This is a genomic window from Niabella terrae (assembly GCF_054783135.1).
Map to the genome: position 1 here is coordinate 38,485 of NZ_BAAGRD010000007.1, position 15,464 is coordinate 53,948.

Sequence of the window (15,464 nt, forward strand, 5' to 3'; positions counted from 1 at the left end):
CTGGCAGCATGGCCGCCATCCCTTACTCCAGGGCGAATTTTAGATCGGACCGGCTCCGGCCAAATATGTTTTCAGGGCTTCAATAGTTTTGTATAAATTATTGAAAGACATGAGGGTAATGGACTTTTATTTAAATTAAATTAAATGTATGCTGTACTGCATTGCGGCCATAGCAGGAAGGCCGGTCCTAAAACAGGAGGGTATCCGAAGGCGTTTCCAGGACCGGGCAAGACCTTGGACGCATGCACTGCCTGGCTTTGGATGCCTGCTTTAAAATTTCAATGTGGCCGGCAGGTATTTTTTTACCAGGGCTTCATAATAAGGTTGTAATTTTTTCCAATCCGGCGGTTCCGGATTCTTGGAATAGAGGTCATAAGGATTGAATAATTTGACCCATTGCAACATCTCCCGGTCATGATCATCGAGCAGATACGCATAGGCGCCTTCCCGGTGCCAGGCATAAAAGGAATGATAACGCAACATATAAAGACCGGATTCCGGTAAATAATCTTTCAACATCTGGTAGACATATTCATCATGGCCCCAGGACATAAAGACATTTCTCAGGCCGCAGCCCTGTTCGTAGATACCGGTGCCGGTCTGATACCGTTGATCGCTGTAATCAGGATTGTTTTTAAAATATCCGGGATATACCACTTTATCAGAATAGGGACATCCCACCGGGAATGTATCGCCTACTACAGCCCATTGCGGTTCGTCAAACAGACAGAGTACCTTGCCCATATCATGCATCAGGCCGGTCAGTACCATCCAGTCCGGATGGCCGTCGCTGCGGATGGCTTCAGCCGTCTGCAGGAGGTGTTGAAACTGGTCGAGGTCCGTATCCGGGTCGGAATCATCTACCAGCTGATTTAAAAAATCAAATGCATCCCAGACCGGCATTTCTTTCTTATTAAAACGCAGGTAATCTGCCCGTTTGGCCTGAACAAAATCAAAAGTCTGATAGGTATGATTCAAGCGATAGAATTCCTGGACAGTGTCTCTGGTGGGTTCCTCGTAATTCCTATAGGCTTCTTTGGATTTTGACGTAGCGATGGTATCCGGGTCAGGATAGCGTTCTAAAACTGCGTCCTCCCATTCGTCGAGACTGGTCAGCGGACGGCGTTCTTCTACTGAAAAATTTTTTGAATTGGCCGGCATATTTCAGGGTTTAAGGATGATGAATCAAATGGCTATTTCAAACTTACGGTAATTTTCGAAAAAATGGGGTAGTTTAATGCAAAAAATAGAATCAGAGCCTCCATTGCCGAATGTCCCTATTATGAGAATAGATAAGGACAACCTATCTCAGGGAACTACTTTTGAAGCCAACAAAAAAACAGGTGGGCATTGACTTAGGAATTAAAGATCTTGCGGTTACTTCCGATGGCATAAGGTTTACAAACAACTATCATTTAAGAAGATATGAAAATCAGTTAGCAAAAGCACAAAAACACCTTTCAAGAAAGGTAAAGGGCTCAAGTAGCCGAAACAGGCAAAAGGCTTAAAGTTGCGGCAATACACGAAAAAGTTGCCAATACCAGGCTTGACCTGTTACATAAGGTATCTACACAGATAATCAATGCGTACGATATCATATGTCTGGAAGATTTGAACGTGAAAGGAATGATGGCAAATCATAAACTTGCAAAGCATATTGCAGATGCAAGCTGGGGGTCTTTCGTCAAGTTACTTGAATATAAAGCAAGTTGGAACGATAAGCGAATAATTAAAATCAACCGCTTCTATCCATCTTCAAAAACCTGTAACGAATGTGGCTATATCCATCAGAACCTACATCTTTCGGAAAGACAGTGGACTTGTCCAAATGGACATATTTTGGACAGGGACTACAATGCAAGTAAAAATATCCTTGAAGAAGGAATAAGAATCATGGGCGGAACTCTCCGATTACACGGGCGGAGCCTTAAATAAGACTTCTGAAAAGAAGCGCAAGGCGTTGAAGTCCGAAGCCCATTGGTCTTAAGCCAATGGGTAGTTCACTTTGTAGGAACTCATCGTAAATCTTTTGTGCTGTTTCAGTACATCTTCTGTCTCCTTTGTTCATCAAATCTGTATAAACCAGTAATGGCGGAACTACATTATCATTCCCATTATCATACTGCCAGAACTTTTGATAAATCTGCACGTTGCCTGTATCATCCGGAATGAGCCTATAGTTTTTTATCAAGTCGTTCCTTGTTTCTGTGGTGTATAAAGTCAGTTCAGCCGGACGCAGATAAAAAGTAAGTAGATCACCGGCAGGTTCGCCTCCCCACCATGTTTTGCCATTTCGTATAGGTAGATTTTTCCAGTTAGTGAAATCTTCTTCTTTTAAAAACCGGAATGTGCCCATTTTAATGGTCGGCTTTAACTTCAAATCATACGCGGTTACCCATTTGTTCAACAATTCTCTTTTGTTGTTCAGTTTGTATTCATTCTTAGCCAGGGGTAGTAAGAAACCTTCCTGCTTTAAGCCTTTAATAATATTGGTGATGTTGCCAATACCCGTACCTGTGTGTCCTGCAATCTGACGGTAGGGTCTGTTGATCCATGTTTCGTCTAGTAGGAAGAGGAACATTACTTTTAAACCTGTCTTTGTAAATGCTCTGTTGCCAGTTTTTTCATATGTTTTTAACGGCTTGTTGGTATCGATCCATAGAGTAGTATCTTTGTTTTTAAGAAAGAGGTTACCATTTGCTTCGAGGTAGGCGATATTATTAAGCCTGAGTTCTTCCTTAATTTTAGGGAACAGACGGGTAGCCACCACCATGAATGGTTTGTATTGCTGGTTAAATGCAGTCATCTGCTGTAAATCATGATTCCGCAATTCTTTTTTTATTTCGACGTAAAACCTAACGGGTTGATCGGCAATATCTAGAATAATCTGTCCATCCGGTTCCCCGTGATCAAATGCTTCCCACTTGCCCTGAATTTGGACATTTTTCTGGAGGTTTTCCAAAGCCAAGTATATGATTTCCTGCTCGTTCATGTTCATTTAATTGTCACGTTCACTGAAACGTGAACAGCTGTAATTAGTGAACAAATTTCGCTAAATATTTTGGATTTTACTGAGGCGCATTTCCGGCTTTACAAAAGACAGTTGTTCAGCGTACGCATTTTTTACTTTCTGGAATAAAGAATCACAGACTAACATCGCATACAGATAAATGGTATTGATCTCCATGTTATCGAAGGCCATTTTGGAAAAGTTAAAATCATGGTCTGGTTCTTTAAAATGGTGCGCCCCATCACAACCTCTTTGGTTGTATGTTTCAATGCAGCGAAGCGGGCTGCTTTGTTTATCTGAGGTAACTATGGCATAATAACGGTATCCATTTTTGTAAAATACTTCCAATTGCCCCTATTGTTTGTAAACTGTCACAAAAGTCAGTCACAAATTAAGTGCTAAAATTAAATTGATTTGTCCAACGGTTGTTGGTTCAGTCCCCTGTCGGTTTCTTAAAAAACTGGAAGACCTGTGGTAAGTCATTGCTAAACGGGACCCTGGGCCATTTCTTACCGATTCTACTATCCGGAGCGGACCGAGCAGAATGGACGTATGATTCCAGTCCAGAGAAGGATCCGCAGAATGAACGAATTTCTATCCCTGGAGCAACGGCGAGACGCAACAAGGCCGTTAATCAATGCAGAACTGTACAACCTAAAGGAGCTCGGGTACATAAATGGTCCATTCGGATTATGACCTGCAGCATGACTTGCGGAAGCATGAGGTGTTGAAAAATCCTCATAACTGTTTTTAGCAGTCAGACTACACCTGAAATACATTCAAGTTCACTCGTTTTGGTGAAACTACAAAGAGCTTCTAATCCACACCCTGTGGATATCGGGGGCTCTTTTAGTTTTTAACCTGCGAAATAAGGGTTAATAACACCAGAGTTGAAATCTGGACCGGAAAATATTGTAAATTCGCAGGACTTATAACCGGATTTGATATGAAGTATACAATTTTATTGGCAGGATTTGTTTGTTTAGCTTTTTTAGGTAATGCCCAGGCCGGAAAACTGATGGCCGAGAAATCGGGGAAGAATGGTGTGATCATCCATAAGGTCCAGTCCGGAGAGGGGTTGTACAGCCTGAGTAAATATTATGATGTAAAAGTCAGTGAGATCGCGGCAGCCAATGGATTTGCCAGTGACAAGGGACTACTACTTGGCCAAGAGGTAAAGGTCCCGCTCAATGCAGCCAACCTTTCTGCAAAAAAGACCAGTTCTCCGGTATATTACACCGTTTCGGGTGGAGAGAGCCTGGGAAGCATCAGCAATTTATTTGAGGGGCTTACCGTTAAGGAACTGAAATCCCTGAATAAGATCAGCGGTAGCAATGTCAACAAAGGGGAGGAATTGCTGATCGGATATTTAAAAAGCTCCGGTCCTTCGGGAGCGGATAAGAAAGCGGTGGCGACAGCGGTTATTACCGGTTCAAATATCAATATCCGGAAAGGACCTTCAACGGATGATGCCGTCGTGGGAACTGGCCAGGCGGAGGACAAAGTGGAAATAATCCGGAAGGTTAACAGCGAATGGACGCAGATACGTCTGGCCGATGGCACCGAAGGCTATATTGCGGCGCAGTTCCTGGGTAAATCAGGATCCACAGGGAAAGCAACTAAAGCCGCTGCAAAAACCATAACGGCAATCGTTACCGGCTCGGATATCAATGTCCGCAAGGGACCATCCACCGATGATGCGATCGTTGGTACGGTACAGACCGATGATAAAGTAGAAGTGCTCAGAAAAGTGGACGAAGCCTGGAGTCAGATCCGTTTATCCGATGGAAATGAAGGCTATATTGCTTCCAGGTTTCTGGGCGAATCCGGCAGTACAGAAAAAAAACGTCCGGCGGCAGTTCAGGGAAAGCCGGCGGTGATTTCGGGAACAAATATCAATATACGTAAAGGGCCTTCCACGGACGATGCGGTGGTAGGCGTCGGCCAGCCCGATGATAAGGTTACCGTTCTCAGGGAAGTAGACAGCGAATGGAGTCAGATCCGGACTGCTGATGGTACGGAAGGTTATATGGTCTCCCGTTTTCTTGCGGCACCGGGTTCGAAACCCAGCCAACCTGAACCCAAGGAACAAACCGTGACCCGGCCGGTGCAGGTAGCGCCCAGTTCGCATACATCCCAGGCAGTGATTTCTGGAACAAATATCAATATACGCAAAGGGCCATCTACCGAGGAAACCGTTGTAGGTGTGGCCCAGCTGAATGATCAGGTTATCGTCTTGCAGCAGGTGAACCAGGAATGGAGTGAAATCGTCGGCGCTGATGGTACCCGCGGTTATATCGCCTCCAGATTCATGACCGCTGGCGAAGGCGGGTCCACTGAAAGTCAGCGCCGGCAGGAAGAAAACAAGCAGGCGACCGCGGTGGTGAAGGAGAAAATTACGGCGGATCAGCCAGCCCCTGCACCCGCTGCAACTGCAGAACAGGGTTATTTTGCTGCAGCTTATGCAGCAGGTACCAATCCCAACCTGACCGAAAAGAAAACTGTAAATTCCGGAATATTCAAGACCGATCGCGGTTGGTCAGATGGTCAGTACTACCTTTTAATGGACAATGTGGCTACCGGTACCATCGTGAAACTCACCAATCCAGCCAATCAGAAAATCGTTTATGCCAAAGTGCTCGGCAAAATGCAGGGCGTCAAATACAGTGATAATTTCGATCTGAGGATCAGCGAGGCAGCAGCCAATAAACTGGGATTGGGAAAGTCGGCGCGCTTTCAGGTGGATGTAACCTATTGATCAGGTTAATGGATCCTGACCTGTAAAAATGATGCTTTCAGCTGCCGCCAACCAGACTAGTGCCGGCCAGGCTATAGGTCAGCGGATCAGGAGGCTTAGACCTTTCTGTCTTGATTAAAACGATAGCCTTTTAGAAATTCAGTAACCGGCATTCTTTTTTTCCCTTCAAGCTGAAGTTCCTTCAGGTCCAGCCAGCCATCATTGCAGGCAAAACGCAGAAAGGTCTTTCCATCAGTCTGATAGGCGCCAGCGGCGATCGCGGGATGCCCGTTATGTTTTTCCGCTATAAAAATTTTAAGTTTCCTGCCATCCAGAAAAGTGAATGCGGCAGGATAGGGGCTCAAACCCCGAATCAGGTTGTACACTTTCTCCAGTGATTGGTTAAAATCGATCTGACAGGTCTCGGTAAATATTTTGGGAGCCGTTTTCACGGGGACAGCTTCGGGCAGGATTTGTGCTTTTTCCTGTATGGTCCCTTTTGCCAGGCCCTGTACCGTTTCAACCAGCAGTGTTGCGCCAATATCTTTCATGGTGTCATGCAAAGTTCCTGCAGTATCATTCTCCGCAATGGGAATGGTTTGCTGAAGCAGCAGGTCGCCTGTATCTATTTCATGTTTTAATTTGAAAGTAGTGACACCGGTTTGTTGTTCACCGTTTATAATCGCCCAATTGATCGGTGCAGCGCCCCGGTACTGGGGCAGGAGGGAGCCATGCAGGTTAATCGTACCCAATCGGGGCATGTTCCAGACGGTTTCCGGCAGCATCCTGAAAGCCACACAGATTTGCAAATCTGCCTGAAATGCCTGTAAGGCTTCCAGGAATTCAGGATCCTTTAATTTTATGGGCTGAAGGACAGGAAACTGTTGTTCCAGGGCAAATTGTTTCACCGCACTCTGACTGAGTTTCATGCCCCGGCCGGCAGGTTTATCCGGGGCAGTAATCACTGCTACGACGCGACAGCCCGCATCCAATAATGCGCTTAGACTGGCGACTGCAAATTCCGGGGTTCCCATAAAAACAATGCGCAAATCTCTGTAATCCTCTGTTGTCATACCGCGAATATCGCGGCTTTTTTTAATAAATTAGCGAAGCGGTAAAATCTTCAGGGTGACAGTTTTGAAAATCATAAAAAAGCTCCAAAAACTTTTATGCGCTGTTGAAAAGGGCTACCTTCGGCCTTTAGGGCCTATTCCCTGGAAGTTTAACAGACGGCAAATCAGGGCTGTCTTACATTAAAATTTATAAAACGAATTCAATGCAACAGGTTAAAAAAGGTGATAAGGTGAAAGTTCATTACCACGGAAAACTCACCACGGGTGAAACATTTGACAGCTCGGAAGGAAGAGATCCGCTGGAGTTTGAAGTCGGCAGTGGCATGGTGATCAAAGGATTTGATGACGGCGTAACCGGAATGAGTGTAGGGGAAAAGAAAACCGTCACAATTCCTGCAGGCGAAGCCTATGGCGAGCGCCGGGAAGACATGGTGATTGATATGCCTAAAGACCGCTTCCCAGAGGATATGGAAGTGCAGGAAGGGATGCAGCTGGCGATGAGTGATCAGAACGGTCAGCAGTTTCCGGTAGTGGTTATTAAAATCAATGATGACAGCATTACACTGGATGCCAATCATTCACTGGCGGGCAAAGACCTGGTATTTGATTTGGAACTGGTTGCGATTGAGGGTGGCAGCCCATTGATTATTACGCCGTAATTATCTGGTTCCGGTGTCCCGGAACTGCCAGATACCTTAAGGTTGAAAGAACTTCGTCTCTGACGATGGACTTTCAGCCTTTTTTCTTGTAGTTTTGGCCCCGTAAGATGCATTATCCAATTGAAACTTTTCAACAATGAGCCAGGATTACCATTATACCGTCGGCGAGCGGTTTTTAAAATATGTTACCATCGATACCCAAAGCGATCCTTTTTCTGTCAGTTTCCCTTCTACCGAAAAACAAAAAGACCTCAGTCGCATCCTGGTGAAGGAGTTACAGGATTTGGGCCTCAATGATGCCCATCTGGATGACTATGGATATGTCTATGCTACGCTTCCATCCAATACTGATCAAAATGTGCCGGTGATCTGTTTTTGCAGTCATGTCGATACATCTCCGGATTGTTCCGGCGCAGGGGTAAAACCCATTGTTCATGCTAATTATGATAGAGGAGATATTCAACTGCCGGATGATCCTGCACAAGTGATTTCACCGCAGCAGCATCCCTATTTAAAGGAGAAAACAGGCGATGATATTATTACTGCTTCGGGAAAGACTTTACTTGGTGCGGACGATAAAGCCGGTGTCGCTATCATTATGGATCTGGCCCATTATCTGCAGACCCATCACGAGGTCAAACACGGAACCATTCGAATCCTGTTTACGCCGGACGAAGAAGTCGGCAGAGGTGTTGATCATGTAGATCTGAAAAAACTGGGGGCCGACTTTGCTTATACCCTGGATGGCGGACCACTGGGCAGCTATACGGATGAAACTTTCAGTGCGGATGGCGTTCAGGTGGACTTTCATGGTGTAAGTATACATCCGGGCTATGCGAAAGGACAACTGGTCAATGCCCTCAAAGTAGCGTCGCATTTTATGGAGCTGCTGCCAGGGGACCGTTTAAGTCCGGAAACTACCAGTGACAGGGAAGGATTTGTGCATCCCGTTAGTATGGACGGAGGGGCGGAGAAAGCGACTGTCCGGTTTATCGTCCGGGACTTCGATACGCCGAAACTCGCCTTGTATGCACAACAGCTGGAAGCGCTCGCCCAACAGGCTATTGCCGATTATCCGGGTGCCAGGTATGAATTTGCGGTCAGCGAACAATACCGGAATATGAAGGAAGTGGTCAGCCGGTTTCCACAAATCGAAACCCATGTGAGAACGGCAATGGAGCGTAGCGGGGTGCTGTTTAAAAAATCCAGTGCCCGTGGGGGAACCGATGGCTCCCGGTTGTCTTTTATGGGGCTTCCCTGTCCCGATATATTTACCGGAGAAATGGCCTTCCATGGCAAACAGGAATATGTCAGTTTGCAGGATATGCAACGTTCCGTCGATGTACTGATACAACTGGTACAGGCCTGGGCGGAAGGTGAGGCCGGGTAGTGCGGAAGGGTCGTTCGGCGGGGTCGGCCTGCTGGAAAAACCCCTACATTACTGTTCCCAGAGTTTAACGCCACCGTCAATACCTTCGATATTGGTAACCATGATCATATTCTCATCAGGTTGAAAATCCAGTTTTTTGGCCAGCCCCCCGCCGATATAGAGCCGGTCATAGTTAAAGACGGTCTTCAGAATTTCGAACACGTATATCATTCTTTTGTTCCAGGACTTCCTGCCAATTTTTTTAAAGGCGGCTTCCCCGATATAATGATCATAGTCTTTTCCTTTATGGATAGGGAAATGCGCAATCTCCAGGTGTGGTAAGACGATCCCATCAAGATAGGTCGCTGTACCGAACCCCGTTCCCAATGTGACCATCATTTCAAAACCCTTACCACTCACACAGCCCAAACCCAGCAGATCGGCATCATTTATGACGCGGGCAGGTTTACCCAGCGCCAGCATCAGTTCTTCGGCAAAATTGATACCACTCCACAAACCAGAATCCAGGTTGGGTGCTGTGTGTACAATACCGTCTCTGACATATCCGGGAAATCCGGTGGAGATTCTGTCATACTTAAAGTCGCCGGTGAGTTGTTTAATGACTTCGATAACCCGTGGTGGTGTGGCAGGCTTTGGCGTGGGTGTTTTGATATAATCCTGAAGGATCCTGCCATTCTTGTTCAGGGTGCAAGCCTTGATCTTTGAACCACCGATATCGATCGCCAGGGTTATAGCCATAACTGCGCTTTTTGAGAATTGTAAGATACTATTTTTCAAACAAACAAAAACTGCCTCCTGTCCATGGTTTATCCTTATTGTACCGGACGCCGATCATTTTTCCTTTGCTCAGCCGGGCCAGACTGTTGACAGGAACCGGCCTGTCTGCGCCGGTTTCCCAGAAATAGAAAATCCGGATTTCGGCTTTGGCTGTCCCATCCGGAGTAGCAATCACGGGCGCATATTCAACTTTCTTTTGTAAGATCCAGTTCTGTGGATCTTTCACTGCTACAATGTCTTCGGCCGTCAGGTCAATAACGACGCCCTGTCCTGCAAATGAAAATAAAGGCTTCAGCACGTAATTTTCCAGGTCTGCCGGTAATGATTCCAATTGATCCAGATACCATGTTTGCGGAACAAACGGGTGGCTGATCAACGGCAGTGTATATTTACTCAGCCGATAGAACCAGTTGGGATGGGGCACCCATTCCAGATCCAGTGGTTCAAATAACAGGGAAGCCTGTTGCTGTACTTCAGTAGACTGTTGCAAGAGTTCATCGAAGATGACCCGGTTGTAAATCCGTTTGACCGGGATTGTCCGGCCGTTCTTTGTATAGAACAACTGCTTGCCCTTTCTGATCAGCTCGGTAATACAGACGGGTTGTACACCTGTAAAATTCTGTGTACAATAAAAATCGACATTGGTTTTCTGTTGATGTGGAAAGATCTCCAGGAGGATAACATTTTCGGGATCCTGTCCACCCAGCAACAGGTTCCGAAACATCGTCAGGTAACTGTGGCGATCCAGGCCGCTGAGGTAACTGCTGAAACCCGGCGGTGTCACGAAATGCCGCGAGAAAACATCATCTACCAGCACCTGATAAGCGAACAGCGAAGGAAAGCCCTGCATTTCGATCAATTGGGGTTCCAGCCCACCAGACGCATTTCGACAAACGCCAAAGTCGAAAACCAGACATTGCGGATAGCCGTCTTCATCCGGCACGTGGAGTCGTTGCGGGATCGCACCCTGTGTTTGATGCTTAAAATCCGGGCGCTTTATCAGGTCCACGAAGGCTTCGCAGGCGCTGAACATCTGGTCGCGGAAATCCCGGGGAACAAATACGGGAGTTTCCGACATCCGGAATTGCAGGGGTTGATGTGCCTGATTGAGGTCCCGCAGGAATGCCTGATATTTTTCCTGTGTAAAACGGTCGTTGTAGGCCTGTCGTAATGCCGGGATCATAAATTTTCTTTACTACAAGATAGGAAATTCAGGGGAATTGAAAAGGCCTGAGCGCAAGGATAATTTCCGGACCTGCAGTAGTTTCACCCGTCGGGCTGAATCGTTTTTTCGGCCCAGAAACCCTACCTTGCAACAATGAAGCATTTGCGGGCATTAAGCAAGTATTTTGTAAAATACCGGTGGCGGTTGAGCGCGGGCGTTTTATTTGTAATCCTATCCAACTACTTTAATGTTTTGTCCCCCCAGCTGATGCGTTTTATCATCAATGATGTGGATCGGTCGTTGGCCCTGTCTGCTGTACCACCGGAAGAAAGCCGGAAAGGCTATGATTTTCTGGTGCGGAAAATTATTTCGTATATAGATGCAGACAATGGCAGTATCAGCCGTATGGTGATCATCGCCAGCATCATCATTCTGCTGCTGGCGCTGTTGCGTAGCTTTTTTATGTTTCTGATGCGGCAGACCATTATTGTCATGAGCCGCCATATCGAGTATGATCAGAAAAACGAAGTCTATCAGCATTATCAGCGAATGGACAGCCTTTTTTTCAAGCGGCATAATGTAGGTGATCTGATGAACCGGATCGCCGAAGACGTGAGCCGCGTGCGGATATTTACGGGTCCCGCCATTATGTATATTGTCAATCTGGTTTCGGTTATCGCGTTTTGTGTTTTCTTTATGCTGCAGAGCAGTGTGCAACTTACGCTTTATGTTCTGGTGCCATTGCCCATACTGGCCTTTATCATATATTGGGTGAACAGTACCATACATCGGAAAAGTGAACGGATTCAGGAAGCACTAAGCGATCTGACCACCAATGCCCAGGAATCTTATTCAGGGATCCGGGTGATCAAATCTTTTGTACAGGAGCAGTCGATGCTGCGTTTTTTCAGGGTTAATACAGAGCATTACCGAAAGAATGCTGTCAGTCTGGCCAGGACAGAAGCCATATATTTTCCCGCCATCAATCTGTTGATCGGCGTCAGCACCCTGTTGACCATCATGGTCGGGGGGCTCTATTATATCAATCATCAACATGATGTTACGCTGGGTACCATTGTTGAATTCATCGTATACGTCAATATGCTGACCTTTCCTGTAAGCGCCATTGGCCTGACAGCCAGTATGATTCAAAGAGCGTCTGCTTCTCAGAAAAGACTCAATGAGTTTCTGGACATGCAACCGGAAATTACGGACGATGCCAGGGCGGTTAATCCTGAACTCCAGGGTCAGATTTCTTTTCAACAGGTGAGTTTTACCTATCCTGATACCGGCATAAAAGCCCTGGATAATTTTACACTGGAAATCAAAAAAGGTCAGCGGATCGCCATCACGGGTCGCACGGGTAGCGGCAAGACCACCCTGGCCCAGTTATTATTGCGGATGTATGATGCGGACGCCGGTAAGATACAGCTGGATGGAATCGATATTCGTACCATCCAACTGTCTGCGCTTCGCCGGCAAATTGGTTATGTGCCTCAGGATGTTTTTTTATTCAGCGATACCGTCGAAAACAATATCCGGTTTGGCATGCCCGCAGCCGATCGTCCATTGGTGCAACAGGCCGCCAAGATTGCGGATGTTGATCAGGAAATTGAAGGATTTGCCCAGGGCTATGACACGCTGGTAGGGGAGCGTGGTGTTACTTTAAGCGGGGGGCAGAAGCAAAGGGTCTCGATTGCGCGTGCAGTGATTAAAGAGCCAGAACTGATCGTTTTTGATGATAGTCTGAGTGCCGTTGATGCCAAGACTGAGAAAGAAATCATGAGCCGGCTGGATGCCTATCTGACCGGTAAAACCGCATTGATCATCACCCATCGGGTATTTTCACTGCTGAGCTATGATCAGATAATTGTGATGGATGAGGGGCGCATTGCCGAAAGTGGTACACATGAGCAGCTCATGCAACGACCACAGGGCATGTACGCCCGCTTGTACCGACAGCAGCAGAAAGGTAGTTCAACAGACCTCTGAAATCCAATGCAGTAAAGCGTTTCAGGGCTTTGATGCGGTGAATGACATTGAAAAATTAACAGGGATTTTTACCGTAACCAGGCCTTTCGGCAAGGTTTTGGGCGTGATTTCCTAATTCTGAAGTATTTTTGGGGATTTTATGGTTTTTTGAAAAACATACATATATTTGTTTAATCATCTTAAATCAAAATAACAAAAAGTGGAGAACGGAAACAACGAAAAAAAAATGGATGCTATCTATAGTAAAAGGTTGCGGGCCGGTAAACGAAGAACCTATTTTTTTGATGTAAGGTCCACCAAAGGAAACGATTATTACCTGACCATTACGGAAAGTCGCAAGCGATTTGATGACAACGGTTATGATCGTCATAAAGTCTTTTTGTACAAGGAAGATTTCAACAAATTCATCAAAGCATTAAACGATGCGGTTGATTTTGTGAAAACCGATTTGATGCCTGATTTTGATTTTGATGCTTTCAACCATGAATTTGATGATGAACATGCGTCCATCCCACCGACCGGCGGATATGTGGCTCCTGAACCTACCATCGTGGAAGAAAATCCGGCACCACTGGAAGAAGCAGATAATGATGAAAAGCTGGTAGAAAATCTGGAACCGAAAACTTCAGGTGAAGATACCACAACACCGAATCACGAGGAAGTGGACAAATGGTAAAAAAAAATAAATTGCAAAAGATAAAGCCGCTATTGTTTAGCGGCTTTTGTATTTAGGAGATAGGTCTCCAGTTCTTTTAGTGAAAAACTGCTCAGGTTAGAAGGTGCGATCAGTCCACCTTTCTGCGCTGCCCATATACCATATTTGACATCATACAGTCCTTCGATACTATGTGCATCCGGATTTATGGAAAGCAGCACGCCTTTGTTCAGGGCGTAGTCGATCCATTTCCAGTCCAGGTCCAGACGGTGCGGGTTGGCATTGATTTCAATCACAACACGATTGGCCGCACAGGCATCTATTATTTTTTCATGATCCAGCGGATAGCCATTCCTGCTGAGCAATAACCGGCCGGTAGGATGACCCAGAATCGTCGTATAGGGATTTTCAATAGCTGTAATCAACCGCTGCATGGCTTTGGTTTCATTCATTGCCAGGTTGCTGTGCACCGAGGCAATGACCAAATCGAAAGTCTTCAGGATTTCATCGCTATAATCCAGCCGGCCGTCATTCAATATATCGCTTTCAATACTTTTGAAAATTTTAAATGGGGCGATCTCAAGATTGTATTGATCGATAAAAGCCTGCTGTGCCAGGACCCGTTCTTCGGTCAGTCCATTGGCGTAGGCCGCAGATCTGGAGTGGTCACTGATGACCAGGTATTCAAAACCTTTTTTCATCAGGTCCTGGGAAAGCTGTTCAATCGTATGCTGGCCATCGCTCCAGTTACTGTGGTTATGAATCATTCCCCTGATATCGGTCAACTGTATCACCTGGGGAAGCTCCCCGGCCCTTGCCCTGGTAATGATTTCCCGGTTTTCCCTCAGGAAAGGAGGGATATAGGGCAGTTCGGCCTCCCGGAATATCGCTTCCTCAGACTCGAAGTTCCGGATATCAAAACCGGCCCGGTCATTATCCCCCATAAATGCATCTATAAAATCCATGCTGGCGGTTTTTAAGAACTGGGCGGCCCATTTGTTTCCTGTGGTGATATAAAGCCGAAGCTTCAGGCCGTTGTTAAGCTTGTACAGCAGGGAATCGGAATTTTCTTCGACCAGCTCAGGTGGGTACTGCGACTGAAACTTTTTTTGGATCAGTGCCGCATCTGCCTGGACTATAAATTCCAACTCTTTTATGGTCAGTAATTGCCGGCGAAAGTCACCCGTACCCAATACCTGATCCGTGCCGAAAAGTTGCTGCAGGTAAGCCAGAATCTGTGGATATATGGCTTCAATCTGGGCATATAGGAAATGTCCCAGGTTCTGGTTGTAAAATCGAATGGCTTCCAGCACATTGGTTTGTGTTTTGGGACCAAAACCTTTATAACGCTCTAACCTGTTTTCGTTACAGGCGTATTCAAGTTCTCCGATGGAACTGATCCCCATTTCCTTCCAGACGGTGTGGATTTTCTTCGGCCCCAATCCTTTTATCTGGAGCATTTCAATAATGGATACCGGTGTCGTTTTCAACAAATCCTCCAGCTCCTGTATCCGGCCGGTCTCCAGCCATTCACTGACTTTCGCCCGGATCGAACTACCGATACCCCGGATCCCGTTTAAAGGACTGAGGTCATCTGCTGAAAGCTGTTGTTCCAGTCTGTCGATCTGAAAGGCGGCAATCGAATAAGATCGGGCTTTATTGGGGTCTTCTCCATGAATGTCCAGTAATTTAGATAGAAGTGAGAACTGTTCGGCTATCGCAGCATTTTCCATTTTATGAATGTTTATCGGATGGCGGCAGCAGGGTCGGTACCGGCGCTTAATCTAATCCGAAATAAAAGATCAATTGTTTAAATTCCCTCGCAGGTGCAGCAGGTGGCGCTTCGGCGTTCCTATTGCGATGCGGCAACTGCAAAATATTAAAAAAAAATGGATGGCGTCCTCTGGAAATTACAGATTTTCAGACCCATAAAAAAACCCCCGTTACCGGAGGTTTTGTAAAAGTTATAAAGCAATGCTTATACTTATTTTTTCTTAGCTGCTGCC

12 protein-coding genes and 1 pseudogene are annotated in these 15,464 nt (G+C 46.1%); 7 read left to right on the forward strand and 6 right to left on the reverse strand.

Translation table 11 applies throughout. The features are described from left to right. Positions 1-270: 270 nt before the first annotated feature. On the reverse strand, positions 271-1,161 hold the full coding sequence (locus ACYVI9_RS08095) for an inositol oxygenase family protein (RefSeq protein WP_460763118.1): 891 nt from the start codon (positions 1,159-1,161) through the stop codon (positions 271-273). Positions 1,162-1,322: 161 nt separating this feature from the next. Between ACYVI9_RS08095 and ACYVI9_RS08100 the strand changes: the two genes are divergently transcribed. After that, on the forward strand, positions 1,323-1,508 hold the full coding sequence (locus tag ACYVI9_RS08100) for a transposase (RefSeq protein ID WP_460763121.1): 186 nt from the start codon (positions 1,323-1,325) through the stop codon (positions 1,506-1,508). 1 nt (position 1,509) lies between these two features. After that, positions 1,510-1,935, forward strand: a pseudogene (locus tag ACYVI9_RS08105) (RNA-guided endonuclease TnpB family protein); the annotation flags it as partial. Here ACYVI9_RS08105 and ACYVI9_RS08110 read toward each other — a convergent pair. Continuing rightward, complete coding sequence (locus ACYVI9_RS08110; protein WP_460763124.1) at positions 1,928-2,992, reverse strand: type IV toxin-antitoxin system AbiEi family antitoxin; 1,065 nt, start codon at positions 2,990-2,992, stop codon at positions 1,928-1,930. The pseudogene ACYVI9_RS08105 and the gene ACYVI9_RS08110 overlap by 8 nt on opposite strands. A 964-nt stretch (positions 2,993-3,956) precedes the next feature. On the opposite strand from ACYVI9_RS08110, the gene ACYVI9_RS08115 reads away from it, so the two are divergent. Then, on the forward strand, positions 3,957-5,768 hold the full coding sequence (locus ACYVI9_RS08115; RefSeq protein WP_460763126.1) for an SH3 domain-containing protein: 1,812 nt from the start codon (positions 3,957-3,959) through the stop codon (positions 5,766-5,768). A 95-nt stretch (positions 5,769-5,863) separates the two neighbouring features. On the opposite strand, the gene fmt is transcribed toward ACYVI9_RS08115, so the two are convergent. Continuing rightward, positions 5,864-6,820 carry a methionyl-tRNA formyltransferase gene (gene fmt, locus ACYVI9_RS08120; protein ID WP_460763129.1) on the reverse strand — a complete coding sequence of 319 codons (957 nt, stop codon included), beginning with the start codon at positions 6,818-6,820 and terminating at the stop codon, positions 5,864-5,866. 203 nt (positions 6,821-7,023) lie between these two features. Between fmt and ACYVI9_RS08125 the strand changes: the two genes are divergently transcribed. Both ACYVI9_RS08125 and pepT read left to right on the forward strand, forming a co-directional pair. Next, complete coding sequence (locus tag ACYVI9_RS08125) at positions 7,024-7,479, forward strand: FKBP-type peptidyl-prolyl cis-trans isomerase (RefSeq protein ID WP_460763131.1); 456 nt, start codon at positions 7,024-7,026, stop codon at positions 7,477-7,479. A gap of 136 nt (positions 7,480-7,615) precedes the next feature. Further along, positions 7,616-8,869 carry a peptidase T gene (gene pepT / locus ACYVI9_RS08130; protein WP_460763134.1) on the forward strand — a complete coding sequence of 418 codons (1,254 nt, stop codon included), beginning with the start codon at positions 7,616-7,618 and terminating at the stop codon, positions 8,867-8,869. Between the two features lie 48 nt (positions 8,870-8,917). Here pepT and ACYVI9_RS08135 read toward each other — a convergent pair whose 3' ends face one another. Next, on the reverse strand, positions 8,918-9,607 hold the full coding sequence (locus tag ACYVI9_RS08135; RefSeq protein WP_460763136.1) for an ROK family protein: 690 nt from the start codon (positions 9,605-9,607) through the stop codon (positions 8,918-8,920). A 28-nt stretch (positions 9,608-9,635) separates the two neighbouring features. Further along, positions 9,636-10,829, reverse strand: a complete 1,194-nt coding sequence (locus ACYVI9_RS08140; protein WP_460763139.1) for a hypothetical protein — start codon at positions 10,827-10,829, stop codon at positions 9,636-9,638. Positions 10,830-10,964: 135 nt separating this feature from the next. On the opposite strand from ACYVI9_RS08140, the gene ACYVI9_RS08145 reads away from it, so the two are divergent. After that, positions 10,965-12,803: an ABC transporter ATP-binding protein gene (locus tag ACYVI9_RS08145; RefSeq protein ID WP_460763142.1), complete on the forward strand. Its 1,839-nt coding sequence runs from the start codon at positions 10,965-10,967 to the stop codon at positions 12,801-12,803. A 199-nt stretch (positions 12,804-13,002) separates the two neighbouring features. Further along, positions 13,003-13,479: a DUF3276 family protein gene (locus tag ACYVI9_RS08150; RefSeq protein ID WP_460763144.1), complete on the forward strand. Its 477-nt coding sequence runs from the start codon at positions 13,003-13,005 to the stop codon at positions 13,477-13,479. Between the two features lie 29 nt (positions 13,480-13,508). Here the strand turns inward: ACYVI9_RS08150 and ACYVI9_RS08155 are convergent, their stop codons facing one another. Then, a complete protein-coding gene (locus ACYVI9_RS08155) occupies positions 13,509-15,191 on the reverse strand; it encodes a helix-hairpin-helix domain-containing protein (RefSeq protein ID WP_460763147.1) in 1,683 nt (560 codons plus the stop codon). Positions 15,192-15,464: the final 273 nt, after the last annotated feature.

Excerpts from the sequence above, each read along its gene's own strand:
- ACYVI9_RS08095 (WP_460763118.1), bottom strand. The coding sequence starts at position 1,161 with ATGCCGGCCAATTCAAAAAATTTTTCAGTAGAAGAACGCCGTCCGCTG.
- ACYVI9_RS08110 (WP_460763124.1), bottom strand. The coding sequence starts at position 2,992 with ATGAACGAGCAGGAAATCATATACTTGGCTTTGGAAAACCTCCAGAAA.
- ACYVI9_RS08115 (WP_460763126.1), top strand. The coding sequence starts at position 3,957 with ATGAAGTATACAATTTTATTGGCAGGATTTGTTTGTTTAGCTTTTTTA.
- fmt (WP_460763129.1), bottom strand. The coding sequence starts at position 6,820 with ATGACAACAGAGGATTACAGAGATTTGCGCATTGTTTTTATGGGAACC.
- ACYVI9_RS08125 (WP_460763131.1), top strand. The coding sequence starts at position 7,024 with ATGCAACAGGTTAAAAAAGGTGATAAGGTGAAAGTTCATTACCACGGA.
- pepT (WP_460763134.1), top strand. The coding sequence starts at position 7,616 with ATGAGCCAGGATTACCATTATACCGTCGGCGAGCGGTTTTTAAAATAT.
- ACYVI9_RS08135 (WP_460763136.1), bottom strand. The coding sequence starts at position 9,607 with ATGGCTATAACCCTGGCGATCGATATCGGTGGTTCAAAGATCAAGGCT.
- ACYVI9_RS08140 (WP_460763139.1), bottom strand. The coding sequence starts at position 10,829 with ATGATCCCGGCATTACGACAGGCCTACAACGACCGTTTTACACAGGAA.
- ACYVI9_RS08145 (WP_460763142.1), top strand. The coding sequence starts at position 10,965 with ATGAAGCATTTGCGGGCATTAAGCAAGTATTTTGTAAAATACCGGTGG.
- ACYVI9_RS08155 (WP_460763147.1), bottom strand. The coding sequence starts at position 15,191 with ATGGAAAATGCTGCGATAGCCGAACAGTTCTCACTTCTATCTAAATTA.